The following is a 26,131-nucleotide window of genomic DNA, read 5'->3' as shown; positions in this document are numbered from 1 at the left end:
ACCTATGGGAACTAACTTTGATATCCTGCCCGGTGTCACCATGCCCGTGGCAGAAGTGACTCGTGAGATCGAGCGCGTATGGAAAGCTGAGGGCGTGGGTCCCGATGCTAGTAGCACACGAGCTTCTCAGCTCAACCTTGTCATTCATACTGGCCTGAGCACCACCCAAGAAGAAGTGCTCAAATTGTTTGAAACGGCGGTCGCATTCGGACAGCGCACGCCTTGCCGCATCGTTTTGTTATGCCCACGTCCTGAAGAAGACTGCGAAGAAGAGGAGCGACTAAAGGGGAAGCTGTATACACAGTGTTTTGTTGGGGAATCGCTCCGTGAGAAGTGTTGCTGTGAGGCGTTGATCCTGAGTTACCAACCGAGTTTTGCCGAATTCTTGGAAAACCAGATCACGCTCTGGCTAGAGCCTGACTTGCCGGGCTATCTTTGGCTACACCGCGTCGACCCTGCTTCGATACAAGATCGCTATTTGGAGTTTGCCTCTAATTTCCAGCGCGTGGTGTTTGACAGCAGCGTCGATGGTTCAGAGATGCATGCATTGTCGTGGCGTGAGAGGACGCAGATAAAGGATTTTGCGCGCGCTCGGTTGCTCAAGATTCTTCAGAGCTTGGGCCAGTTTCTGAGTTCATACAAGCCCGATGTCCTCGTTGCAGGGTTGTCGGCCGTAAGAATCTCCATACTCGACGTCTATTCTGGAGAGGGAAACAACCTCCTCGATTGGATGCGTTGCTGCATAAAAAACTGTTGTGCTTTGGCTGATATCGATCTGTCTAAGATCGCTTTCGAACTGAAGCTTTCTTCAGCCGATGCAGAGGACGTCGCTGCGGTGGAATGGGCCTACGCCAATGAAAAATTCTTTCACTGGCGTTTAAACCAGAAAACGCGCATGGCGGAAACAGAGGCTGATTTCGGACTCGGCACGGCCAATAACACACAAATGGTCACACGCATGGAACCCGTTGAGGTGTTATCTGAGGCCTTGTTTTTTACAACGAGCTAAGCCGGGAGCATTAAATTTAGGTGTAAAGAATTAGAGTATGAAGACAGTCGAAACTAGGAACGGCACCCTGATTATTGGGTCGCGCGAGGAGATCTTTGAAGTCAAAGCGGAGCAGATCCGCGCCGCGGCCACGACCACAGAACGCGACTTTGCCGCGATCGGGCTTACGGGAGGATCGACCCCCAAAGCCTGGTATCCCTGGGCAGTGGAGAAGGGCGTTTTTTCCAAAGAGGATCTGGCGAAAATCGTCTGGCTTACCAGCGATGAACGCACGGTGCCGATGACGCACGACGACAATAACTTCGGCCATGCAGCGCGCGGCATGCTTGACCCTCTAGGAGTCCGACATACGCATCGGCTACCTTTCGCCAGCGACATGCCACCCTCGGATGGGGCCGTGAAATTCAATGCTGACTTTAAGCGCGTCTTTGGGGAGGGCAGCTTCGACATCTGTATCTTAGGTATGGGTGACGACTGTCACTGCGCCTCGATCTTTCCCGGTAGCGACTTAATCGGGAAAGGAGATACGCTTGCTGAATTGGCCACCGCGGACAATGTGCCAAGCAGGGGCTGGCGTCTGACGGCCACGGAGTGGGGTATCGGCCAGAGCCGGGCTATCCTTCAGATCGTCACCGGTGCTAATAAAGCGGAGGCCCTAAAAACCGTCCTGGAAGGTGAGCTCGACCCCAAGCAATATCCCTCTCAGATGCTTGCGCAGTGGTCAGAGAAAGTGACCATCATCGCAGATGAAGCAGCGTGTAGTGCGTTGAGCATTTGACCACGCCGCGCAGTCGGCTTGTGTCATTGGCGTGGATAAGTCCCACAGCCATCGACCTGACAGAGCGTGTTGGCTACAGTTTTTGAACATCCGTAGGGTGATCGCGGGAACGATTGCCTTGGGGCGGTTTAAGTCTCATGACAGAGAATCTCGAACGTCGTCGGGACCGTAATCCTACGTATTGGTATGAATTGATGGTTCGATATGCCTTGAATTACTGCTGGGATATTCAAGAACTCAGTTATGCGTTCCTCTCTACCCCTTGTTTTATTTGTGTTTGGTCTCTCCGGAGGCTGGATCTTGAAGTCTGTCACTAGTGAGCGGATTGCCCCACCTCCGAAAATAGATCCCGATTCAGTTGTATCTGATGAATTCAATACTGGAGTAAAGGTAGACGCAGATGGACGCACTGAAATCGCGCACCCCCTAGCTGAGATCGAAATCCTCGCTGCAGCCGCCCAGGCGACGGCGTTGGTCAAGCTCTTTGAAGCTACAAATGCCGTGGATTTGCACCAGTTAATGGATGAAATGAGGAGCTCTCGAAATATCTCTGAAACAGCGAGAGAGCTGATTTATATGCACTGGCTAGAAAAGGATTCAGCGGCACTTTTTGCATATCTGATTACACTCCCTTCATCCGAGAAGGGATCTGTGATTCATGCGGTGATGCGCCAAATGGGTCGAATGAATCCTGAGGCTGCGATCAGTTGGGCAGAAAAGTTGACTGCCGAAGGTGGCTCAGTCGCACCGGATAACTATGCATACTTTGGCTCAGCCTTCTATGGCATCACTGACAAGGATCCTTTGTATGCAATTGCTCTAGTGAGCGAGCTGAATTTGGCGAATAAACAAAAAGTTGATCTAAAAAGGGAGGTATTTGAGAGATGGGCAAAATATGATTTTCAGGCCGCTTTACATGAAGCGGGAAGGGAACCTGATCCTGGAATTCGCGAGAGTCTTGTTAAAACCGTTGTTTCAAGAATCAACTGGGAGAGTCTTGAAAACGTGTCTAGTATTCTAGATAGTATTTCGGATAAATCGTTGCTACGTTTGGCTGCCCCACGCATTTTTGGGACCTTGGTTTTTAGAGATTTTGACCGCGCCATGGGGTTGCTTGAAATGACGGAGACACAGGACGAACGCCGTCGGCTTTTAACGTCTACATATTGGCCTCACGATCCAGATCTACTGAACAGAGATCGAATTCTCGATCTCGACAGACTCCTGCGAACGGAGTTGGATTCGAAGAATTATAGTTACAAAACACCTATGATTGCCCGAGCATTGATGAATGCGGACCGCGAGGCGGCATTCACTTTTGCGCTGAATACACGCGAGAAACACGGAAGAAGTTCGGTCATGTATGAGGTGTTTGTATCTTTTGCCCATGAGAACCCAGAAGAAGCCTTTCAATTTGCATTGGGTTTGAAGGATATCGGAGATCGACGAGAGGTGATCAGTAGGATGTTTTGGCAAATGATTGAATTCGACGCGATCGAGGTGGGGCAATGGGTGGTCAATGCTAAAGATCCGGTGGTTGCGGAGGCGTTGGCGGAAAGAGTTGCAATAGATTTAGCTCAAGAAAATATAGAATCGGTGTTCGACTGGGCTGAGCAGCTCCCTGATGGACAGGGACGTAGAAATGCGGAGCGGGCCGGTTATGTAGCTTGGATGGAGGTGGATGCTGAAGCCGCCTACGCTGCGATGAATGAAATTTCCGACCGAAGGGTGAAAACGGATATCTTGAATCACAGCTTTCGACAAATCGCCGGTTCCGACCCAGAACAGGCCGTTAGACTGTTGAGTAGTCTTGTGGGGTTGAGCGAAGCTGACTCGAATAATCTCCACACTATCGTTGCCGGGGCTTACCTCAATTACGACTCTTACGGTGCATCCCAGTGGATTGATTCCATCGAAGACAACGGTTTGCGAGATCGAAGTATTCAGCAGCTGGTTCAGTCGATTTCTCGCGACGATCCCCAAGCAGCGCTTCAGTGGGCTCAAACGATGTCCAGCGACAGCGAGCGTCGTAATCAATTACAAAATGTGGTGCGCACTTGGCATCGGATCGATCCCGAAGCTGCCCGTGCTGCGGTATCTGAAATTGAAGTAGACGCGCAGACTTTAGAGCAGTTAACGCGGCTTGTAGATCAATAATCTATCTTCGAGCCAGTAAGCCACAGTCTTTTGAAGGGCCGCAGAATATGCAGAAGCCCGCAGAAAGCTTTTTCTATTTTAACATCTGCTTTTAGCAGAGCTCTTGAATGTAGCTACGCCGCCCAGTCGGCGTGTGTCATTGGCGTGGATGCGTCCCACAGCCAGCGACCCGACAGAGCGATTCGGTTACAGAATTTGAACATCCGTAGGGTGATCGCGAGAGCGATTGCCTTGGGGTAGTTGATGATTTAGGCCAGGCCCTGCACAGAATATAATTTAACACGACAAACTCAAAGGGGTTCGATGATTCACTGAACCACAGATGGCGCGATTCCTCTGCTACGCCTTATTGGCACTGTTTCTTATTCTCCGTAGTGTGACCACATTCTCAATACGTGAAGGGTTTTCTGCTCTTCGAAAACCTCGTAAACCAACCTGTGCTGAATGTTGATCCTTCTGGAGTAGCACCCGTCAAGGTTTCCGGTAAGGATACCAAATCTTGGTGGTGATCTAAACGGATCCTCTTTCAGTGTCTCAATTAGCTCTGGCGCCTGTTCTTTCCGGTCACTTCTCGTCAGTTTCTTGGCATCTTTTTGTGCCTGCTTGGAGAAGACGACTTCGTAGCTCACCAGTCCAAGTCTTTTGAAGCTTTCTCGATTCCTTCTCTTCTGGCCTTCTTGATGGAGTCTACCATTCCGGGAATTGATTGAAGGTAGAGTGTTTCCTGGATGGATCGCCAATCTTCCTCGGAGATGAGCACAGCGTTTCCACGCTTGCCAGTGATTTGGATCGCCCAAGATTGCAAAATAAGGCCCAGCGACTGGTACGAATCCAAACTTCTCTTCGTATGCTTTGATTAGAAGGTCGTCAGCATTACGACGCCACTTGACGAAGTCTGAACCTATAGAAAACCTATTGAATTCTGTTTTTGCTTCTTTCTGTTTCTCTTTCTCGAATAGGTCGAAGATGGAATTGTCGTCGAGGTCACATACGTTCAGGAACGGCCCATATTCTCGCTCGAAATAGTGAGTGATGTAAGTGGGCAGACTCATTTTCTTTCAGCGAACAGTTAATATTATATCAACGAATCGTCCTGATATCTCTTGGGATTCATGTTAGTTGTGATGGTGAGACGGAAGTGGCTGAATATCAGGTGCTTGGGTGTGGGCTTCGCGTGCGCAGAATGATAGTTGTTAAAAATACTTTGGTATATTGGGGCGAGGAAAAAGAAAGTGGGGTGAGGTCTTTGGTGGAAGAGTGCACTTGGATAGGGGATGCGCGGGATTGCTACGGGTGAGTAGTGGCTAGTTGGGGTTTCTGGAATTTGAGTCTATCCGCTAATGAACGCTAATTTTTTCTGCCATCTTCATGCTGTAAGGATTCAGCTCAAATTATCCATATTTTCGGCGACTATCCAGAATCGCGGATGATTGGTCTCTTGCTGGACAAACTATACCGCGGTTGAGCTACTTGTGAACTACTTGTCACTCGGTATATTCTTTGCGCCTCTGTGTCTTGAGCGAAGCGGGCGTGAGGTGATTGCTGTTTGGGCACCTTTCTTTCAGAAGGCATAAGATTCTATGCCGCATTCTCATTCATTCTTGTTCGCTGTTAGGACTGTAGATCGTAAAAAGCCCTTGGCGAAACAATAGAGGTGCTCTCAAAAGTTCCCAAAACCAACAGATCCTTATCTCCCGTTACCAAATAATCAGCTTTCGATGCACGACATGTGCCTAAGACCAGAAGGTCTTCGGGATCTCGACACTCACTAATTGAAACTTCGACGGGAACAATACTCCGGCTACACCGTGAGTATAGCTCCAACACCTCAGACACTCGATCTTCTGGGAGCCTGAGCCTCTTGATCAGTTTTTCCTCTAGCTCGCTAAGAAGAAAATCACTCACAACTAGATCGTGAGTTTCGAGGCATAGCTCAAACAATGACTCGCAAAGACCGCGAGAAGCAAATGCAGCGATCACCACATTTGTATCCAACACTGTAACACTCACTTCAGCCTATCAAAAATGTCTTCATCCGTAATGAAGCCCTGCGCCTCAGCAAAAGGGAGCGTCTTACGCCGCAATCCCCTGAACTGCTCAACATTCACATACCGTCTTACTGATTCTCGGACCAAATCACTCACAGGCTTATGCTCGGATTCACTTATCTTCTGCAACTCAGCCTTCAGTTCATCTGGGATTCTTACTGTAATCGTGCTCATGTAAGACAATGTAACATACTCGACTCGCGTATCAATACCTAAGGATCAGCCTCTTGTGAACCTTGGTATCCACTTCACAGCATAGCCTTCGTATCGTTCTGATCTATCCGCGAATGGACGCGAATTCACGCTAATGTTGGATACTCTGTATTTTGGCCGAGGGTCCTGTGATACCCTTCTTCAAATTAACTGATAATATTTGCTATGTGCCGATGACCTTTTTTGGGGCGATAGATCCTGATTTTATAAGTGAGGCACAATCTGCTGCACTACAACATCTTGCACCTCCTTACTCGCTCCTATCGCATAATCCGGGTTAAACCTCCGCTGTTAGCAGAGCCCTTGTATCTAGCTACGCCACTCTGTCGGCGTGTGTCTTTGGCGTGGAAGAGTTCTCAAGTCAGCGAATCGACAGAGCGTGTCGGCTACAGTTTTTGAAAATCCGTAGTGTGATCGCGAGAGCGATTGCCTTGGGGTAGTTGAGGGTTTAGATGAGGCAATAGCCGTCGCTATCATTCTGCACGGAGTGTAGTGTGAGTGTTTTGCATCAGCTGGACTCTAGGCTTCCTCTCACTCCGGCTTAAGTTCTGCTGATGTTGCATCTATGAACGGCGAAATTCCTATAATTGATTTGGGCCCCTTCTTGCATGGGGACACGGAGGAGCGGGCTGCGGTAGCCCAAGAGATCTGCCATGCGGCAGAGCATGTGGGCTTCATTTATTTGAAGAATTTTGGGATGTCGCCCGATCTTATGGATGCGGCGTTTGCGGTCTCTCGGGCGTTTTTTGCGAGTGAGGAAAAGCATCAGGTGCCGTTCGACCCGGAGTGCAACCACGGCTTCACGCAGATGTTGGGCGAGGCGCTAGATCCTTCGAAGCCAGCGGACCTTAAAGAAACCTTCACCTCGCGGGATCTTGCGCGGATACCGTCTGGGGCTGAATACTGGTCCAGTGAAGTCTTTGAGGCTTTTATGCGCGTCCTGCACAAGCGGATATCTATGATCGCTTCCGATGTGATGCGGGCATTTGCCTTGGCCCTTGAGCTACCCGACTCGTTTTTTGATGAGCGCCACACGGGCCTGACTCAAACCCTGCGCCTATTGCATTATCCGCCGACAGAGTCGGTCGCTGAGGGGCAACTGGGAGCGGGGGCGCATACCGACTACGGTACGCTGACTGTTTTGTTTCAGGACGACTCGGGTGGCTTACAGGTTCAAGACCTCGATGGCAATTGGGTCGATGCCCCGCCCATTCCCGGAACCGTGGTAATCAACACCGGAGATCTCTTGGCCCGATGGAGTAATGATCGTTTTCGTTCGACGCCGCACCGTGTTCAGCCGCGGGCGCAGGCACGAAAGCTGGGTCGCCAATCCATTGCATTTTTCAGCGATCCAGATCCAGATGTGGTGATCGATGCCATTCCGAGCTGTGTGACAGAAGCGCGCCCTACGACTTATAAAGCGATCACCGCCGGGGCTTATATCCATCAGCGGATCATGGATTCGCAGGCGAGTTAAACTTCATTGATTGGTTATGTATACGCCCACCGATTCCCTTCGTGATTTTGTTCAATCGCTACCCAAAACTGAGACGCACATACATATGGAGGGTGCGTGTCCGCTGGAAATGGTTCATAAGATCAATCCCGACCGTTTTTCTGGGCCGCCGCCGATGTGGGATGATGCCTTCCGCTTTCCAAGTTTTGATGCGTTCATGGAGCTCTACAACGAGTTCTGCGGCGATGTGTTCAACTCGGTCGATGCGTATGCGGAGTGTGCTGCAAAGGTTTTGGCTGATTGTGCTGCACAGAATGTGCGCTATATCGAGACCAGTTTTCACATTGGAGCCTTGACTCCAGAACATATGGACGGGGCTGCGGTGGTTGCTGCGATCAAAGACGCCGCACCGAGTGGGGTAGAGGTTCGCGTCTTCATGGGAATGCGCCACAACGACTATGTAGACCGTGGCAAAGAGCTCATTGACGACAGTATGGATTGGGATGGCTTGGCGGGTATCGACCTACATGGCCCGGAGTATTGGCCGCTTGAGCCGTGGACGGCAGAGGTGTGGGCACGTGCCGCCGAAAAAGGAAAAATCCTCAAAGCCCATGCCGGCGAGTTTATGCCAGCTTCCTTTGTGGCCCGCTGCATTAATGAATTGGGCGTGCGCCGGATTCAGCACGGCGTGCGGTGCATTGAAGATCCTGATGTGGTCCAGTTGATTCTGGATACGGGGACGAGCCTTGATGTATGCCCAATCAGTAACCTTAAACTCCAGGTTGAGGGTATCGCCACGATGGCGGATCACCCGATTCGTAGACTGTTTGATCTCGGGGTGCACTGCACGATCAACTCGGACGATCCCTTCATGTTTGGGAATACCCTAAGTGAGGAGTATTATGCTTTGGAGATGGACCTCGGGTTTTCCCAGGCGGAATTAGCTCAGATCGCGCGCAATGGTTTTGAGCTTGCCGACTGGGATTCAGATGAGAAAGCGGCCTGTATTGCTGAACTCGACGGAATTATGGAATCCATCAGGTGATTGAGCGCTTAGTCTGCAACGCCTATCACCAAAAGCGAGTTGTCGCTCCTCGGCTCCAATCGTTGTAGTTGAGGCGCTCCGTCGCCCCGCCTCTACGGTGTGGATCGAAGCAACGGCCTGCGCCCCGAAAGAGCGGGACGACTACAACAATGGCAGTTGGAGACATGTCCCCGTCCATTCAATTGCACCCACGGCAGCGACTACGCGCGGAGCGCGCTTGCATTGATGTGCGGCGTTCTTCATCTTCATTGGTTTTTCGCTCGAAGCCAAAGCAAACCCAACTTTCTCAGACACGACGCCATGATTGGTGCTATCCTTAAAAAATTCTCTGGTCGCCATTACCGTAAATTCCTCAAAGAGGCCGAACCGATCGTAAAACAGATCAATCAGATCGAGGTCGGGCTGCAGTCGCTGAGTGATGCTGAACTCCAGGGGAAGACCCGCTTATTTATGGAGCAGGTGAAGGCGGCGGTGGGTGCTGCTGAGGAGAAATTTGCCTCCGCTTCTCCCGAAAAGAAGGGCCAGGCCATTATCGATGCCCGTCAAAAGGTGCTCGATGAAATCCTGCCTGAGGCCTTCGCTGTGGTGAAGAATGCGGCGCGTCGTCTATGTGGACGCGAGGTCGAGTTTTCAGGAACGACTCAGGAGTGGCAGATGGTGCATTACGATGTGCAGCTTATCGGTGGGCTGGCACTGCACCGTCGCACGATTGCCGAGATGCAGACCGGTGAAGGTAAAACACTCACTTGTACCGCCCCCCTTTATCTCAACGCCCTCACCGGTCTCAATTGCCAGCTGGTCACAGTCAATGAGTATCTAGCGCAGCGGGACTCGGAGTGGATGGGCCACCTCTTCCGTTTTCTCGGATTGACGGTCGGTTGTCTTAAGAACCAGATGGATCCCGCCACAAAACGAGCCATGTACGGCTGCAATATCACCTATGGGACGTCTTCCGAATTTGGCTTTGATTATCTACGTGATAATGGCATGGCCGGGCGTATTGAAGATCAAGTTCAGGCGGGACACTACTTTTGCATCATCGATGAAGTGGACTCTATTCTTGTCGATGAAGCGCGGACGCCGCTGATTATTTCGGGTCCTGTTCAGGACGATACACCTCTGCCTTTTGACCAGTTTAAATCGGGAATTCAGCGTCTGGTTCGCCAGCAAGAGCGCCTGTGTAATGGCTGGATGGACGAAGCGAAGAAGATCTTGGCCGATGAAAATGGCGAGCGCCGCGAGGCCATGAAGCTGATGACTCAGGTGAAGTGGGGTATGCCCAAGAATAAGCAGCTCATGCGGATGCAGGAAGACGGCGATGTTCGTAAAGATATGGACAAGTTCGACCTTGAGCTGAACGCCGATTTCCAGAAACAGGAGAAATACGCTATCAAGGAGGCCCTGCTTTACCAAATCGATGAGAAGCAGCACCAGGCTGATCTCACGGAAAAAGGGCGCGAGTATCTCAAACCGAACGATCCTGCGGCTTTCTTGCTTCAAGATTTACCGACCCAGTTCAATGAGATCGATGCCGATCGCGCCTTGAATGATGAGGATAAAGTCAAGGAGAAGCAGGCGTTGGAACAGACTTATCAAAAAACCAGTGAGGAAATCCACACGATTTCTCAGCTGCTGCGCGCTTACAGTCTTTACGAAAAAGATCAGCAATACGTCGTGCAAGAAGGCAAAGTCCAGATCGTCGACGAAAATACGGGTCGCGTAATGCCGGGGCGCCGTTGGTCTGATGGCTTGCACCAGGCCGTCGAAGCGAAGGAAGGCGTCGCCATTGAGAAGGAGACCAAGACCTATGCGTCGATCACGATCCAAAACTATTTCCGACTCTACGAGAAGCTGGCCGGCATGACCGGAACGGCCGAGACCGAGGCAGGTGAGTTTTTCGATATCTACCGCCTCAAGGTGATGGTCATACCGACCCACCGCCCGAACCAGCGGGTGGATGGCGATGATGTGGTCTACAAATCGCGCAGGGAAAAATTCAATGCCGTCATTCAAGACATCCAGACGGCTCACTCGAAAGGTCAGCCCGTTCTTGTCGGCACGGCATCTGTAGAAGCTTCCGAGCTGCTGAGTCGCATGCTAAAACGGAGGAATATTGTTCACAGCGTCCTGAATGCGAAATACCACGCCCAAGAGGCGGAAATCGTCGCCCGCGCCGGTCAGCGAGGAGCTGTCACGATCGCGACGAACATGGCGGGTCGCGGAACGGACATCAAGCTAGGTGACGGCGTCGCTGATCTGGGTGGCCTTTTCGTATTGGGCACCGAGCGTCACGAGTCGCGCCGGATCGATCGCCAGTTGCGTGGACGTTGCGCGCGTCAAGGTGACCCCGGTTATTCAAAATTTTTCATCTCTCTCGAGGACGATCTGATGCGCCTCTTCGCCAATGCGGGACCGATGTCCAAGATACTCAACAGTTCGCTGGAGGATGGCGAAGAGTTGAGCCATCCGATGTTGAACTGGTCGATCGAGAATGCGCAGAAGAAGGTCGAGCAACAGAACTATATGATCCGTAAACGTCTGTTGTCTTACGACGATGTGCTCAACAATCAGCGCGAGGTAGTCTACGGCATCCGTAACGACGCTCTTGAAAATGAGTCCCCGCGTGAGACGATTTTCGAGATGATCGAGGAAGAGCTGGAAGAGCGTGTGGAGGAGATGATCGAAGAGCCTGAAGCCCTCAAAAACTGGCTCAACCAGACATTTCCCATCGGTGCGAAGGATGAGGATGTCGCCGAGAAAGAAGCGCCTCAGCTCACAGAGGAACTCCTAGTACGTGTTAAAGATGCCTATGATACGAAGGTAGAACTTGAGGACCCCGAGCGCATCACTCCGCTCGAGCGCTATTTGGTGATCCGATCGGTGGATCGTAATTGGCAGGACCATCTTACGGAAATGGAAGAACTACGCCGCGCGGTGGGTCTCCGTGGTTACGGCCAAAAGGATCCTCTAAGTGAGTATAAGAACGAGGGTTTCCGCTATTTCCAGGAAATGATGGGGCGTGTGCGCACCGAAATTTGCTCCAGTGTCTTTCGCACGGCGACCAATGCCCAGGCCATCAATAATATGGTCGCTCGCTTGCAGAAGAAAGTTACAACCGCGGGTCCATCTGAGGGTGGCGGGGCGAGTTTGCCTCAACAGCTGGCAGCTCAACAGGGCGCTGCGGCAGGTCAGCCTCCAGAGGGTGCAGGTCGCCCGGCACCTAAGAAGGCATCCTTGCCCAAGATCAAACCCATCAAGCGCGAGATGCCTAAAGTCGGCCGCAATGACCTGGTGGTGATCCGGAAAGCTGGGGAGACGGCCGAGATGAAATTTAAGAAGGCCGAGGCTCTTATCGAGAATGAGGGATGGCAGCTAGTAGAGGTCAAGAAGTAGGCTGAATGATCCGCTTGCCTGAAAAGAAGCTCCGCGTCGCAACGCGGAAGAGTCCTCTCGCTATGCGGCAAACCCTCGCGACCGTAGAGCACTTGACTGAAGCAATCTCTGGGCTTGAGCATGAGCTTTTGCCGATGAGCACGTCTGGGGATCAGCGGCAGAGTTGGTCGCTTGAGGAGCGGGGCGGCAAGGGGCTGTTTACCAAAGAGCTGGAGGTGGCCATGCTAGACGGGCGAGCAGATTTGGCCGTTCATAGTGCTAAGGATATGCCCACAGAACTGCCTGATGGGTTGAGCTTGGCAGGATATTTACCCCGGGTAGATCCCGCCGATGTCTTGGTTGTGCGCAGAGGCGTGGATTCACCCAAGACGATTGCAACTGGATCGCCGCGACGTAGAGCTCAAGCGAAACAACTGTTTCCCGATGCCGAGTTTTTTGAAATTCGAGGGTCTGTGGAAACACGGCTGCGTAAGATCGCGCAGGGTCAGGCCGATGCTACGTATCTTGCGGCTGCTGGCTTGTCGCGTCTTGGAATTGAAGAATTTGAAGGGTTGGTGTTTCGGCCCATGTCATTGGCTGAGATGATTCCGGCGGCAGGGCAGGCTGCCATCGCGCTGGAATGCCGCGAAGAAGATGTGCCCGTTTTAGCTCCATTCCTCTGTCGGGAAACGGCGAAGTGTGTGAACTTAGAGCGCCAGTTACTCGCTGCGCTGGGTGGGGGCTGCCATACGGCCGTCGCGATTCATGTGACGGACCAGCGCGTTTATATATTCAAAGAGGAATTGGGGCGGAAAGAGTACCCGATCGAAGCGACGTTTACCTCAGAGCAGGTAGAGTCTATCGCGCGCACTCTGTGTTAAGGATTCATTGAAAAAAGAGAGAAAGCGATGAAATACCTTGGGATTGATTACGGCGAAAAGAGAATCGGCCTGGCCATCGGTGATGACCTCGCTGTTGCCACGCCGATTTCTGCGGCAGTCGATTCTAAAAAGAGCCATCGCATCGCGCACATTAAAACACTGCTCCACGAACGGAGGATTGAGGAGATTGTGATAGGGTATCCTTACAATATGGACGGCTCGGTAGGATTTAAGGCTAAGGAAGTAGATGCCTTTATCGGCGAGCTGAAGAAGGCTGGTGTCGTGCTACCGATTCATCGCGTCGATGAGCGCCTGACCAGTCACCAGGTAGAGACACAGCTGCGTGGGATGAAGCAAAAATGGGATCGCAAATCGGGTGACCTTGACTCGCGTGCGGCGACTTTGATTCTTCAGGATTTCTTGGATATGCGCTATCCGTCGATGGGCATGCCGGCAGACTCCTGTGGCGATGGCATGTGGCAAGACGATTAGAGCGGGTTCGCTGAGTTATGGAAATTACGGTATTAGGTAGCGGCACATCTCAGGGCGTGCCGATGATCGCTCACGGTAATCCTGAGCATTTGGATCTTGATAACGAAAAGAACTGGCGCACGCGCGCATCGATTCATGTGGAGATGGGCGGCCATCATATCCAAGTCGATGCTGGGCCGGAATTTCGCATGCAGTGTTTGAAGAACTCGGTCGAGTGGATCGATACTTTTATCCTGACTCATGGCCACGCCGATCACATTGCCGGCATGGACGATTTACGTCGATTTTGTGATTTGCAGGGTGGGGTAGCATTGCCTGTGTATACCAACACTGAGGGTTCGCGGCGTATCCATACGATGTATCCCTATGCGATTCTCGATCGCCCGCGTGTCCGTGGCTATCCTGCTTTTCAAGTGGAATCGATGCCTGATGTGCTGGAATTACCAGGTGGAACCATTCGTTCATTTGATCTCCCCCATGGGAGCTTTCAAGTATTAGGCTTGGTCTTCGAGGAGAGACAGACAAAACGTCGCTGCGCCTACTTCACCGATTGTTCCTCAGTGCCCGAGGAGGCGATTGTTGCATCGGAGGGTGTGGATCTACTCATTGTGGATGGATTACGGCCCCAGCCGCATCCTAGCCATATGTCGATAAGTGAGGCAGTTGACGTCGCCTTGAGGATACGAGCTAAACAGACCTACCTTACCCATATTGCGAGCTTTGTAGATCACGAGACGATCAACCAAGGCTTGCCTGAGGGCGTCGAGCTCGCTTGGGACGGCCTCAATAAACAATTGTGAAATCCTGCAACTAGGTAAGCTTTTTCTCGGCGGAATCGATCCCATCCATGCGCGCTTTAATGGCCAAACGCCAGGCTTCTTCCTCTCCGTGCTCTTTTATTGAAAAACGCTTGGACTTATAAACGTGAGGCTCTGGGCTCCACTTGGCCTCTACATAATAATTGTAAGTTTCCTTTTCCGGATTGGAGCGCCATCGGTATTTTTGAGCGACGAGACGGACCCCTACGACCCCGGATGAGTTGCGCTTCGAAGGTGCCGAAGCGATGGCAGAAGTCTTCTTCTTTGGGTTGGCTTTGAAGAAGGCATCTGCTTCTTTCTTCGCGACGGCAAAAGCTTTCTTTTCGTCTCCGTCGAAGCGATGCAGGTGAATGAGCTTGTGGATCCGTTTACCATTGCGAGCAGCTTTGACGAGAAAACCGTTTTGGCCTTGATTCTCGTAATTGACACGAATGACGCCGCGGTAGCCCGTGTTGGTTCTGGCTTTCGAGGGGAGCATAGGTCGATTGGATACAGTGCAGGAGGATATAACCTTACTGGTGAGTTACGGAAGGCGATTGAGTGGCATAAGACCGACGGGGCAACAAAACTGTGAAAGAAATCTGAAGGAAATTTATTATTGCCATCTTACAGGCCAAAAACCAAATTTTCACCTCGGTAGGAGGAATGGCAGAGTGGCCGATCGCGGCGGTCTTGAAAACCGTTAGGCCGAAAGGTCTCGGGGGTTCGAATCCCTCTTCCTCCGCCACCTTTTGAATCGCAAAACAGCGTTACTCGGAACTAGAGCGAGCAGAAGTTAAAGGCTCGTCGTTCAGAAGAGGGATGAGAACCCCAGGGGTTCGTTCCGAGGAGCAGAGCGACGACAAAAGCGTAGCGTCCACTCCCTCTTCCTCTTCCACCTTTTGAATGGGAAAACAGCGTTACTCCGAACTAGAGCGAGCAGAAGCTAAAGGCTCGTCCTCCTTCTTTTGACTTCATGGCCTTTATCTTTGATATCGGAATGGGTCACTGAACACGATCATAAAACCGGAGCATCTTAATCTCCCAACCGTTCAAGACGCGTCGTCGGTCTTTCTCATTCTCTCCGATATATGAAAAGACTGGTTGGTAACCGAATATGACAGTTTGTCGTTCGCTGAGATGGCGAAATCGGAAAGAGCTTCCCGTTGAGCTATATGGGGATTGTCCGGGTTGTTGGTAGGCAAATTGAACTCGGTATCTGACATTTAGCTCATCGACCGGCGTGAAGAATTCTTCGCTACGTGGTTGAATAACCGCTTGATCCCCATCTACCGATATGGCCACAGGGATGTTTGCCAAGTTCATCACTCGCATCTGAAGGGGTGCGTGAATCTCAGCATCGGCCTCGAGTGTAAACCAGTCGGTCTTTCCATTTTTATCGAAATAAAAAAGCAATCGCGCCCGTTCCAAACCTGTCGCACCGGGTAAGCTATAGCGACCGGCTTCCACCATCTTCGTTTGATTTGGAACCTCGGGATCAGGAACATTTGCATAAAGAATCAACTCCTTTGTAGCAGGTATGCGATTCCAGGTTTGGAAGCGAACTCTGTCGATCCTCAGCGGTGTATACTCTTGGTTCGTATTTAGATAGAAGAGTTTAGGAGTGCGGTCAGCAAACAAGTAACAGACTGCCAGTTCTCGTGTTGGAATTTCAATTGGACTAGACAGGATCCCTTGGCCCAACACAGACGCTACTAAAATCGGTGCACAGAACAGAAACGTAAGGATAGGCTTTCTCATACCTCGTCTTCTGAAAGCCAGCGGATGGATACGACACGGTATTTTCGACCCATGTCGCTATTAGTCTGGAAAGCGTCTCCAGCAATGGCTTCGACGGGTTCGATCACTCTCTGCACAACTGCTTCTAAGTATGCCTGAGATTGGATTACACCTGTTTCTTGCTCAACCGAATCGCCATAGCTCCTGATGACAAATGTATCGCCACGCGCAGTGAGTGCCGGGCCGATCATCGATAGAATATCAGCTTGGGTAACAAACGCTGGCGTGCCGTCAAAGAGTGCACCTGATTCGCCTGCTGCCATTCCTGCTAGGTGCTCAGTATCGAGATAATGGCGATATGTAGTACCCATCACATGTGCCTCCCGATTATTTTGGGGTATGTAGGTCGCAGCAAAATCGAAATTGTTGTCAAGATCACTAGAATCTATCGCTGGACCTACTTTGATTCGGGGCCGAAAGACTCTATCTTCTCTTATCAGGGATCCCCCGATTCCATCGGGAGATAGAGTTGGGTAATTCACACCGCCGTTGATCCCTGAAACATCCAAGGCTCTTTGAATTGTGCCTGATATCCCATGCAGGCCGGGAAGAGGATCGTAGGAAGCCGCCATGTAGTCTGCGCGATTTCTTGAAAATACAACGGGCTCAGTACGTGCGCTGTACCATGCTGAATCGCTATCTCCTGCACCTTCGGGCGGTATCAGTCGCCTATTAACAAAATCAGCCAAAGAGAAAAATGGGGCGCGCATTCTTACCTCGTCGACAATGCGTTCAGCAAGCGTTTGAACCATCGAATCTGTAAAGTAACGAAAGCCGCTTAATAGAGCGGAATAGTCTTTGTCAGTACTCACGGCACCCAGCGCTAGGGGGTCGTCTATGGTCTCGGTGAACGGAATGTCGTCGCCGATAGGAAAAAGGCTTCTAACGATTGGCAGGGTATTGCTGGGATTTCGAGAACCTGATTGTGAGCTGACGCTAACATCTCTAAACGCTGTAAGCAGCGCTTTCCAGGCCTCGACTGATGTTGAATTTACATTCAGCGAACCGATGCTTGTAAGGTAGGCAGCAGCGCCATTGAAGTTGCGAACTTCACCATCGGATGCTGCACGTGCTGCATCGGTGAACCTCAAGCGGCTATTGCCCAGGTTTTTATCTCCATCAAGAGCGGCTGTAAGCAAAGACGAAGAAGTGATTGATGATAGGAAATAGCCATCCCAAATATTCTCATTTGAGATATAGCTCAAATCGAGCATCTGATTTCCGGGAAGGCTGCTGGCATCTGCTGCGTTGTTTCCATGACGCTTTGCATTAATGGCCTGTTGCGCACCGATTTCTCGAGAATTTATGCCAGCAAAAGAACTTCTATCGGTGTATAACGAAGCGTGACTGCTTCCTATAACTGAAAAGGGTTGGTAATAGTGCTTTGCTAGATTAACTTGCTGTAGTTGCCCTAGCGACAGTATCTCTGAATTAGCGCGTCGAGCACTCCGAACGGCGAGTTGAGAGAGGGGCCTGTATAAATTATCTGAACTGTCCTGGTTATTTCTTATCACGACAAATCCTCTGCCATTGCCGTCTGAATGGCCGTCGTCCCAAGGCGTCTTATCCATTGTCAAAAAGAAGGAGCTTCTTCCGCCAAGGCCGTCTGATGTTCCGTCCGGCCGACGATTGTTGGTGAAGCCGGTGGTTCTCTGACCATCTATGAATGGATGGAAATCAAAGGATTCTGCCGCAATCGACATGCGACTGAAAACGGGTCGATCTCTACTAAATTGCCGTTCAGCATCGTTGCTGCCCTCCCCGGTAAGCGGTTGAATCGCTATATTCAGAAACGGCATTGCCGATGACTCATAGTCACTGGTCTCTGTGGACGCGATCCGGTCGCTGAAGTTGGACGTATTGTATAGATATCGCCACGTTGATGTGAGATATGGATGAGGTTCTTCGCCGTCACGAATTTCATCTCCATCGTCATCTTGGTTGTAAGGATTCCCCGACGCCTCGGAGAATTCTCCGCCAATAAAGTTGCCATGAATGCCCCCATGTCCCTCACTTACTAAGCCCAAGCCGTGGGATTCGTCATAATAGTAAGCAGATTCAACAAGCGTTGTGTCTCCCGCAGTTCCAGCGAGAGTCATTTGTGGAAAAAAGTTAACCAGTGAGTCTTGAGACCTCATATCTACAGCGATTTTCAGGTCTTGTGTTTCAGCGTCAGCAGGACCAAAAGCGACATCGAAAAGAGGAAAACGCATTGAGCTGGGTCGAGCCTCATCTAGGACGTTTTCTAGGGGCACGACGGCCTGGCGGTTCCACAGGAAGTCTTTGGCGATTGTGAAGATCTTAGCCTCGCCCGCCTCGAAAGAGTCTGTGATCTCAAACCAGAGAGGGTTATCTATGTCACGTTCTTCTGATGTGTCCGAAACAGCGCTTTCGAAGGGCAGAACTCGAAGGGAAAATCTTCCTTGTGTAGACCGCCAGCCTGCGATGTCACCGTGTAAATACCCATTTGTAGTACCGTTTCTTCCTGCTGTTCCGAAGCGCGTTGATGCAAGGTTGATGTTATTCGCAATACTTGGTTTGAGCCAGTAATAAAAGTTCCCAAATGCATCCGAAGTGCCGTTTTCCATATTGGCATCTGGAAACGGCCAAGGTCCGTAGGTAAAGTCAAAGGTTTCCTCGTTGGATTTGGTCACTGCTGCGAAGTAAGCACCGTCGTCATTGTCGGCCACATCCTGACCAGAGAGGGAAGTGTAGGGCGAGTCTCCATCCGCATCAATGTAGCCTTTGAAGATAACAATCTGATCGTTGAGTCCGACTGAATGTATCTCACTGTATGCAACGATCTCCTGGTTCTCAGAGTCGCTGGTATCCCTAATGGTGTAGAGAGGATAGACCTCCGTGGTGGTGATCTCGCCGACTGTTTTGGTGATCTCGATCCCATCGTCTAAACCATGCCAACCAATACTATCGCCATCACGATCGATATCATCCTGGGTAATGGTATATATCTGCCAATCAGCTTCTTCTTCATCTTGCAAAGATGAAAGGTTGAATGTGGCAGGGTTGACTGGGCTGCTATCAGCATTTATTTGATTCCCAATCACTTCTTTCGCTATCATTAGGTCCATAAACTCTGGGCTAAAGCCGGGTGATATTCTGTATGTGGCTTCCTGGAGCCCCACATCATAAGGATTCCACAGAACGAATTGGGGCAACCAATGCTGAAATACCGTTCCATTCTCATAGGAAAGGCCCCACCACATCATCATGCGCGCCAAAACTGGAAAGGTGTCTCCATTGACTTCGATGGCTCCTGCTCCTGCGCCCGATGCTTCATTCTGATACCACTCTCGAACTTGGCCCCAAGTCGGAACTCCATCGAGGGCCAAAGGATTGTCGATGGGAAAGCCCTGGCTGGGTATGGTTGGAAATATGCTCGACCAGGCATCGCTGCGTGGATCGTTCGCAGCGTAGCGCTCTGGGTTCGCAATGGGGCGTGAATCTGATAAACCATCTCCATCTTCTAAGTATTGCGTCAGATCCTTTCTGAGGCCTCCAAGAGCTGTGCTTGTCAGTAGACTATTTGAATAAGATGTGATGTGATGGAAGTTAGACTTTAATGGAGAGGCGTTTAGCCCTGCATTACCCTGAGCATCAGAAAACAATGGCTCAATGAGTCCCAGCTGATGGTGATTGATGAGTTTTAGAAAATCTTCGCTGTTCGGATCGATCGTCGTCAAGCCAGCGTCGTAAAGGTCCGAAAATCCCCCGATGCGTTCCCATCCCACTCGCTGAGGGACTTGAAGACGGTTCCTATATTCTGGGGTACCCTCGTTGGCACTAGAAAATGGATCCTGGACCGCAAAATTTGCTTTGACGCTCTCGTCACCCACCCAATAAGCGTAATGACCCACTGTAGTTCCTCCCCCTGCACTTGAAGCGTTCTTCAATGGCATCTTTGCCACACTTACTCTCCCGTGCATTCCGTCGGCAGACTCGGCTGCCGTTGGGGCCGAATCCCCTACAAGCTCTACAATATAGTCGTCTACACTATTGTTTGTCAGATTGAGATCTGGATCGGAGCGAATGAGGTCCTCAAGAGGGACGTCAGGACGATAGTAATAGGCTGCGGGATAGTTCGCGGCGGCGCCCTGGTCTATGGTATGGCGCTCATTTCCGCTCACCAACCAGATTGGAACCTGGTCTCTTTTGTATTCTCCAAATTCGACCTGCTCTTGTCTATCATAACTCAGGGCTGGCAAGCTGCTAGGTGTTGCTCTTGGATTCGACGCTCGGTTGACACGCAATGACGTGTCTAAGACTGCCGTCCAATATGGGTTGCGTTCATCGTTTAAAGTATTGGCGGACTTCCCTTCATTCCACCAATCTCGAATCCGTTGATCAAAAGACTTTCTTTCATTTGGCACAAGGTAAGTACCCACAGAGTCCAAATAACTACGCAGCGTACTGGCTCTGGCTTCATCTTTGAAGATTTCGAACATTTGTTCGCTTGCTGGAACTGTGTCTCCGTAAATGGAGCTTGTTGAGATGTCCTTATCCGCGTCGTAAAGCTCATTGAAGTCTTTGTGCGGGAACAGGGAGGTTGCGGCCATCGTGACTCTTTGGTCTGGACCACTGTGTCGCTGAAGTTCTCCAATTGCCACCCTCAAGCCAACAAGTGCGTTCATGCGTGCTTCGTTTTCTTTTTCTTGAAGCGTTTGGACCTGAGATTCGACATGAACAATGGTCGACAAACTCACCAGCAGCAAAAATAGGAACGCCACTAGCACGATTGACATTATGAGCGCAAAACCACCTTTTCTGGACTCTTTGTATGGTGATTTATTCCGTATGGATTGGGGTATAGCCATCGTAGAAAAATTTAGGGGTTTTGGGGTAGGGGTAGATCTGCAATATCTTAATATAGCGGATATTCGAAAAAGGATACTTACCCAAACAAACTTATCAAGCTACATTGTTTCATATGGTTAATCTCGGGTGTTCTAATCAATTCTTGAAAATTGTTCAGGTAGTTCATTTGAGGCCATTCTCTAAGATATGCGGGCCGAGGATACCTAACTCGAGCACCATCACAGCTATTTTAGTATTGAATGCAGTTCTTCGACGAACCGCTTGATTATTCGAGTCTGAAATCCCGACGAACCGACTCGGCTTATTGAGTAATCTCGATCACTCGTGTGAACGTTCTTTGGCGAGCGAGGGTGAGCGTGAGCGCTTTGGCGTCTTCTGGGCCCATAAGTTCTAAATACTTGGCGAGACCATCCAGGCTCATGAGGGAGTAGAGGGCTGCCTGCTCTGTTTTACTAAACGTATTCATTACCTGGAAAAAGGTGGTGTCAGGCAGGTTCGTGTAGACGTCTACCAGCTTTCTACTCGCTTCCGCGTAGTCTTCTTTGAGGCGCTGAATGATGGCCGGGTAATCGGGGTTTTCATAACCACTGAGCATTTGGCCCACTCGAATTCCGCGCAGGCTACTTGGGCCCACTATAAGCGCGGTGTGGCGTCCGGGTTCACCTTCGATACGGATCTCGGCAACCCAGGCTTGTTTCCCTGGTGTCACCGGAAAAATATAGGGTTCACCCTCTAGGGTCGTGAACGATACTTCAGCTGCATTTAGGCTTAGGGCTAGCGAGAAAAAAATGGAACAGGCACGACGCACAGTTTAGATGTCGGCAATGAGTCTTTGAGTTGTAGCGTTGGGAGTGGTTTCGGCTTTTAGCGACGGAATCGTTGGTGGATCGACTTCCAGAGCATTTCGGCCTTAGCCGCCAGAGTGAAGCGGAGACGTTCGACTTCTTCCATGCGGCTCTTTAGGTTTTCATTGGCGATATTTGCCAGGTCGGTGAGGTCGTAAAGATAGATATCGTCAAGTTCAGACAACGAAGCGTCCACGTCACGAGGCATGGCGAGATCGATGAGGAAGTATGGCAGCCCACCTCGTTTCTTGAGCGCTTTCTCGATGTCCGCGTGCTTGATGACAGTCTCATTTGCCGACGTGCTGGATATGATAATATCGAAATTTATCAGTTTATCCCGAAAGTGCTGGAATTCGATGGCTGAACCTCCGAACGCGCCGGCGAGTCTGCGCGCATTAGCATAGGTGCGACTGGAGATTGTGATGTCTCGTGCTCCCCGGCCATGAAGCGCTTCAACAGTTTTTTCGGCGACTTCTCCGCTGCCGAGGACAAGGATACGACTATATTTCAGGTTTCCATGAATGCGGTTAGCCAATTCCACGCAGACCATACCGATACTGGTTTGTCCCTTGGCAATGCCGGTGTGAGTGCGGGCCCATTTGGCTTGTTGAAAGCTCTTTTGGACGACGCGGTTGAGCACCGGGCCGAGGGCATTGATCTGTTGAGCGTGAGAGTAGGAATTCTTGAGCTGGCCCAAAATCTCATTTTCCCCAATCATCAAGGAATCGATACCCGAAGCTACGCTGAAAAGATGTTGGATGGCTTCGTGGTTATGTAGGTGGAATCCGTGGCCATTGATGTCGTCGATGGCCAAGCCCCGGTAATCGGCGTAATTATGAGCTAAATCCGAAGCCAATTTCTTCGTCTTACCCACTGCGTAGATTTCTATACGATTACAGGTATTTACCAGCATGCATTCATGAGCGCTGGTGCCAGATTGGATACATTCATAGGCCTCGGTGAGCTTGTCTTCAGGAACGGCCAAGCGTTCGCGCAGTTCTTCAGGAGCTGTTTTGTGTGTCGCTCCCCAGGCCACCAGATGGATGGGCTGGCCTTTCTTCAATGTGTAACCTCCACCGAAGACATGTCCTTCTCGGTCTGTTCCGAAATCGGATCTCCGCTGATTGGCCCAATCGACAGGATGATACATGCAAAGAGCAAAACAGTGGATTGCGCGAAACGTTTCGCCGCGAGCTGGGCTCTCAAGCGCAAAACTCCGACTGCGATGTAGGCGAGCCAGATTATAGAAGTCGTTATCAGTTTTGTCGGGGAGATCGCATCTGCATTCTGAAACCAAAAAAGAAAGCCTACACCCAGAGCAAGTGTCATGAGGCTCATACCCGCAATGAGCAGTCGAGACCCAAGGATATCTAGCTCTCGCACTGATGGCAGGATGCTGGCTATGGGGAAATTGACCTTTCGCTTGAGGGCGTATTGTTGGACTAAAAACATCGAAGACATAAGGGCCAAAATACCCAGCATGCCGTAGCTAAACATGGCGAGTGCTGCGTGTAGCTCAATCCATGGATTGCCACCAAACAGACGCGCCTGTGCCTCATAGTCCCAAGATGGCACAGACAGCGATACTGCACTGAGTATTGCCGCCGAAGCCCCGACCAAGGCTCCCAGAAGATTGAGTCTGACGAATGGAAAGGTAACCAAAAATAAGAATACGCCCGACCAAACCAGAAATTGTGTGATCTCAAAAGGGTTTCCTAGCGGGCAGCCTCCAACAATTTTACCACGGATACTCAGACCTGCGAGTTGTACGCCGAAGGCGAGCCACAACAATATGTATGCTCCCGCCTGCACCCAACGTGTCCGAAAGACTGTGCGCAGGAGAGCGATCCCAGCCGTCACTGCATACATCACAGTAGACAGCCACAGGACCGCATGTTCGTCTGAGAGCCCTTCGAGCATGAGAATATACAAAACACCTCCGGATAGCTTTCAACTCAGAAGAACCGGTGATGGCATCAGTCGTTGAGGGGGTAAACCATCCTAATCCCTGAAAATCTTTGAAAATCTAGATCGTTTGTGTGAACCGTTGCCGAGTGCTCCATAGCATGGAGTACAATGGTTGCATCGGTTGTGAGGTTGCCGCCTATGCCAGCTTCTTTGAGTAAGCCAAAAAATTGACGCCAGGCATGATTCGAAAGACGAATCATCTGAGTTTGTGGCATGTCAAACCACGAGCTTACAACGTTTTCTGCCTCTTCGACAGAGTAGGGGTTTTCACAGATTTGTGGGTGGGTGATGATGCGTGTGAAACCGATCAGGACAACCCAGGGGATACCGACGGGCTCGGGCTGTGATAGCGTGTGCTCCCACCAAGTCTTGGCTTTGCGGTGATAGGGGCTCGCGGTGTCATAGGCATAAATGAGCAGATTGGCGTCGGGTATAATCATTGCATTAATTTTTTAAGATATTCTTCGACCTCTATCTGATCGTAGAGCTGATTCATGCTCATTCCACGATAGGCTGCTTTTACGCCCAACTTGCGCGCTTTAACCTTAAATTCTTTAGTCGGTGTTTGGGATGGATTGAGTCCCACTCTAAGTGCCTCTTCGATTACCGCATTGAGATTTCGATTTTCCTCGGCCGATTTTTGTTTCAGCTCATGGAGGAGTGCTTCACTGATGTTGATTGTAGTCCTCATTACTGCACAAAAACATCATATAAAAAATTTTCAATGATGCATTGAAGGTCAATGCCTTTGATTGTGGATTCATCAATCTGGACCATTTGCTCCTAATCTGGAGTGGCACGATGTTGACAGCCTGTTGAGACTGAAGATCATTTGGGGCTTTCGGAGAGAAATGGGTGCCTGGTGGTCCCCGCGGTCTTCAAAACCGTTGTCGGCAAGGGAACCTTGTCGAGGTGGGTTCGATTCCTTCCCTCTCCGCCATTCAGTCTACCCATCAAAATAGAAATTCACATGAGTCAGTCCGAAGAAAATCAGATTTTTACAGCCGAACAGGTCGCCGCAATGGTCAGTCATATGAACGATGACCATGCTGATTCGGTGCTGCTTTATGTAGATGCTTATAGTGATGTGAAAGGAGCCAGCGCGGCTCGACTGGTGAGTATTGATGCTGCGGGTATGGACATACAGGCGTCCGTAGACGGAAGAGATGTTGCGGTTAGAATCGGATTTGAGAAGCGTTTGGAGACCGCGAAGGACGCACACCTGACTTTGGTTAGCCTGTCGAAACGCGCTCGCCGCAACTGATTCACTTCCACAACTCATTATGATCGAGGAACTAGCCGCTCAGGAAAAGGAGACTGCCCGCCTTACTCATCTAGCAGCCTGTGGAGGTTGCGCTTCGAAACTCAGTCAATCAGCGCTAGCGGATGTCTTACAAGGCCTGCCGCAATACCCGGATTCTCGTATGCTGGTGGGAAATGCCACTTCTGATGATGCGGGGGTATTTCGTATCAGTGAGGATCAGGCGCTCGTCCAGACCGTCGATTTCTTCACCCCGATAGTCGATGACCCCTTTACGTTTGGGCAGATTGCTGCGACTAATGCCCTCTCGGATGTCTATGCCATGGGGGGGCGGCCACTAACGGCGCTGGCGATTACCGGCATGCCGGACGAGGCTTTGGAGCCTGAGGTGATCCGGGAGATTTTGCGTGGCGGTGCGGAAAAGGCCGTCGAGGCACAGTGCTCTATACTCGGAGGAAACACCATTAAAAATCCCCAGCCAATATATGGTCTAGCTTGCACTGGAATAGTGAATCCAGGTTGCTACATGGCGAATGCTGCTGCTCGCCCCGGTGATGTTTTGGTCCTTACTAAGCCGTTGGGCACGGGCATCATCACCTCCGGTATCAAGCGCGGCATCGCTCCCGAATCGGCTGTGAGTCGAGCCATTGCTTTGATGACGACGTTAAACACCGCAGGAGCGAAAATTGCAGAACAGAGCCTCAGTTGTTGTGCCACGGAGGTGACTGGTTTTGGTCTCCTCGGGCATCTCAAGTCGATGTGTCTCGCGAGTGGTGTGACTGCTCGCTTGCAGGCTGATGCTATTCCTGCGATTGATGATGCGGTATGTGAGCTGATCGAGAAACATGACTGTGTGCCTGGATGGAGCCGCGGCAATCTCGAGTCCTTGGAACCGCTCATGGCTTGGTCGGATGCGATTCCCCTGGCGAAAAAAATTCTGATGGCTGATGCGCAGACTAGTGGGGGGTTACTTCTGGCTATACAAGAGTCGTCTTTGGAGACTGCCTTAAAGCTGCTACAAGAAAGCGGAACGCCTTGCCAAGCTGTCGTTGGAGAGATTATGGAACCAACTGAAGCTCCGCATCCTCTGATTTCGGTACACAGCCATCCCATAGGGATGCGCTAAAAAATTAAAAAGTGGTTGGCTCTGGCGGACTTCCGATCAAGGAAGTCAGT

Annotated in this window: 22 protein-coding genes and 2 tRNA genes; 13 read left to right on the top strand and 11 right to left on the bottom strand. The window is 50.8% G+C overall.

Going from position 1 to position 26,131, the window contains the following annotated elements; translation table 11 throughout:
* The first annotated feature begins 4 nt into the window (after positions 1-4).
* From HRU10_09030 to HRU10_09020, 3 genes are all read left to right on the top strand, one after another.
* The gene (locus HRU10_09030; protein ID NRA27377.1) at positions 5-1,009 is read left to right on the top strand and encodes a glucose-6-phosphate dehydrogenase assembly protein OpcA; all 1,005 of its coding nucleotides are present in this window, start codon (positions 5-7) and stop codon (positions 1,007-1,009) included.
* Between the two features lie 37 nt (positions 1,010-1,046).
* Positions 1,047-1,787, top strand: a complete 741-nt coding sequence (locus HRU10_09025; protein NRA27376.1) for a 6-phosphogluconolactonase — start codon at positions 1,047-1,049, stop codon at positions 1,785-1,787.
* A 243-nt stretch (positions 1,788-2,030) separates the two neighbouring features.
* Positions 2,031-3,944 (top strand): hypothetical protein, encoded by a 1,914-nt coding sequence (locus tag HRU10_09020; protein ID NRA27375.1) that lies wholly within the window; start codon positions 2,031-2,033, stop codon positions 3,942-3,944.
* Positions 3,945-4,306: 362 nt separating this feature from the next.
* On the opposite strand, the gene HRU10_09015 is transcribed toward HRU10_09020, so the two are convergent.
* The 3 genes from HRU10_09015 to HRU10_09005 form a co-directional block, all read right to left on the bottom strand.
* Positions 4,307-4,996 carry a Txe/YoeB family addiction module toxin gene (locus HRU10_09015; protein ID NRA27374.1) on the bottom strand — a complete coding sequence of 230 codons (690 nt, stop codon included), beginning with the start codon at positions 4,994-4,996 and terminating at the stop codon, positions 4,307-4,309.
* A gap of 559 nt (positions 4,997-5,555) precedes the next feature.
* On the bottom strand, positions 5,556-5,954 hold the full coding sequence (locus HRU10_09010) for a putative toxin-antitoxin system toxin component, PIN family (protein NRA27373.1): 399 nt from the start codon (positions 5,952-5,954) through the stop codon (positions 5,556-5,558).
* A complete protein-coding gene (locus tag HRU10_09005; GenBank protein NRA27372.1) occupies positions 5,951-6,166 on the bottom strand; it encodes a ribbon-helix-helix protein, CopG family in 216 nt (71 codons plus the stop codon). Before HRU10_09005 ends, HRU10_09010 begins: the two co-directional genes overlap by 4 nt.
* A 604-nt stretch (positions 6,167-6,770) precedes the next feature.
* Here HRU10_09005 and HRU10_09000 point away from each other — a divergent pair.
* The 6 genes from HRU10_09000 to HRU10_08975 all read left to right on the top strand — a co-directional run bounded on the left by HRU10_09000 (position 6,771) and on the right by HRU10_08975 (position 14,251).
* On the top strand, positions 6,771-7,682 hold the full coding sequence (locus HRU10_09000; protein NRA27371.1) for an isopenicillin N synthase family oxygenase: 912 nt from the start codon (positions 6,771-6,773) through the stop codon (positions 7,680-7,682).
* 16 nt (positions 7,683-7,698) lie between these two features.
* Positions 7,699-8,706: an adenosine deaminase family protein gene (locus HRU10_08995; GenBank protein NRA27370.1), complete on the top strand. Its 1,008-nt coding sequence runs from the start codon at positions 7,699-7,701 to the stop codon at positions 8,704-8,706.
* 300 nt (positions 8,707-9,006) lie between these two features.
* Positions 9,007-12,099, top strand: a complete 3,093-nt coding sequence (gene secA, locus HRU10_08990) for a preprotein translocase subunit SecA (GenBank protein ID NRA27369.1) — start codon at positions 9,007-9,009, stop codon at positions 12,097-12,099.
* 5 nt (positions 12,100-12,104) lie between these two features.
* On the top strand, positions 12,105-12,959 hold the full coding sequence (gene hemC, locus HRU10_08985; protein NRA27368.1) for a hydroxymethylbilane synthase: 855 nt from the start codon (positions 12,105-12,107) through the stop codon (positions 12,957-12,959).
* 27 nt (positions 12,960-12,986) lie between these two features.
* Positions 12,987-13,451, top strand: a complete 465-nt coding sequence (gene ruvX, locus HRU10_08980; protein NRA27367.1) for a Holliday junction resolvase RuvX — start codon at positions 12,987-12,989, stop codon at positions 13,449-13,451.
* 17 nt (positions 13,452-13,468) lie between these two features.
* On the top strand, positions 13,469-14,251 hold the full coding sequence (locus HRU10_08975) for an MBL fold metallo-hydrolase (protein NRA27366.1): 783 nt from the start codon (positions 13,469-13,471) through the stop codon (positions 14,249-14,251).
* Positions 14,252-14,261: 10 nt separating this feature from the next.
* Here HRU10_08975 and HRU10_08970 read toward each other — a convergent pair whose 3' ends face one another.
* Complete coding sequence (locus tag HRU10_08970; GenBank protein NRA27365.1) at positions 14,262-14,747, bottom strand: hypothetical protein; 486 nt, start codon at positions 14,745-14,747, stop codon at positions 14,262-14,264.
* 161 nt (positions 14,748-14,908) lie between these two features.
* Here HRU10_08970 and HRU10_08965 point away from each other — a divergent pair.
* A tRNA-Ser gene (locus HRU10_08965) sits at positions 14,909-14,996 on the top strand.
* A 257-nt stretch (positions 14,997-15,253) separates the two neighbouring features.
* On the opposite strand, the gene HRU10_08960 is transcribed toward HRU10_08965, so the two are convergent.
* The 7 genes from HRU10_08960 to HRU10_08930 all read right to left on the bottom strand — a co-directional run bounded on the left by HRU10_08960 (position 15,254) and on the right by HRU10_08930 (position 24,385).
* Positions 15,254-16,009, bottom strand: coding sequence for a hypothetical protein (locus tag HRU10_08960; protein ID NRA27364.1), 756 nt, complete (start codon positions 16,007-16,009; stop codon positions 15,254-15,256).
* Entirely contained in the window at positions 16,006-20,808 is a 4,803-nt protein-coding gene (locus tag HRU10_08955; protein ID NRA27363.1) for a hypothetical protein, read from the bottom strand. The genes HRU10_08960 and HRU10_08955 overlap by 4 nt, the downstream gene beginning before the upstream one ends.
* A gap of 374 nt (positions 20,809-21,182) precedes the next feature.
* Complete coding sequence (locus HRU10_08950) at positions 21,183-21,689, bottom strand: hypothetical protein (protein ID NRA27362.1); 507 nt, start codon at positions 21,687-21,689, stop codon at positions 21,183-21,185.
* A 56-nt stretch (positions 21,690-21,745) separates the two neighbouring features.
* Complete coding sequence (locus HRU10_08945) at positions 21,746-22,876, bottom strand: glutamyl-tRNA reductase (GenBank protein ID NRA27361.1); 1,131 nt, start codon at positions 22,874-22,876, stop codon at positions 21,746-21,748.
* Positions 22,786-23,646 (bottom strand): cytochrome c biogenesis protein CcsA, encoded by an 861-nt coding sequence (ccsA, locus tag HRU10_08940; GenBank protein NRA27360.1) that lies wholly within the window; start codon positions 23,644-23,646, stop codon positions 22,786-22,788. The genes HRU10_08945 and ccsA overlap by 91 nt, the downstream gene beginning before the upstream one ends.
* Positions 23,647-23,702: 56 nt before the next feature.
* Positions 23,703-24,134: a PIN domain-containing protein gene (locus HRU10_08935; protein NRA27359.1), complete on the bottom strand. Its 432-nt coding sequence runs from the start codon at positions 24,132-24,134 to the stop codon at positions 23,703-23,705.
* A complete protein-coding gene (locus tag HRU10_08930) occupies positions 24,131-24,385 on the bottom strand; it encodes a ribbon-helix-helix protein, CopG family (GenBank protein ID NRA27358.1) in 255 nt (84 codons plus the stop codon). Before HRU10_08930 ends, HRU10_08935 begins: the two co-directional genes overlap by 4 nt.
* 152 nt (positions 24,386-24,537) lie before the next feature.
* Between HRU10_08930 and HRU10_08925 the strand changes: the two genes are divergently transcribed.
* The 3 genes from HRU10_08925 (at position 24,538) to selD (ending at position 26,081) form a co-directional block, all read left to right on the top strand.
* A tRNA-Sec gene (locus HRU10_08925) sits at positions 24,538-24,634 on the top strand.
* 81 nt (positions 24,635-24,715) lie between these two features.
* Entirely contained in the window at positions 24,716-24,958 is a 243-nt protein-coding gene (locus HRU10_08920; protein NRA27357.1) for a DUF2470 domain-containing protein, read from the top strand.
* Between the two features lie 19 nt (positions 24,959-24,977).
* Positions 24,978-26,081, top strand: a complete 1,104-nt coding sequence (gene selD / locus HRU10_08915; GenBank protein NRA27356.1) for a selenide, water dikinase SelD — start codon at positions 24,978-24,980, stop codon at positions 26,079-26,081.
* The last annotated feature ends 50 nt before the right edge of the window (positions 26,082-26,131 follow it).

Source organism: Opitutales bacterium (assembly GCA_013215165.1).
Taxonomy (GTDB): domain Bacteria; phylum Verrucomicrobiota; class Verrucomicrobiia; order Opitutales; family JABSRG01; genus JABSRG01.
This window is presented reverse-complemented; position numbering and strand designations above follow the sequence as displayed.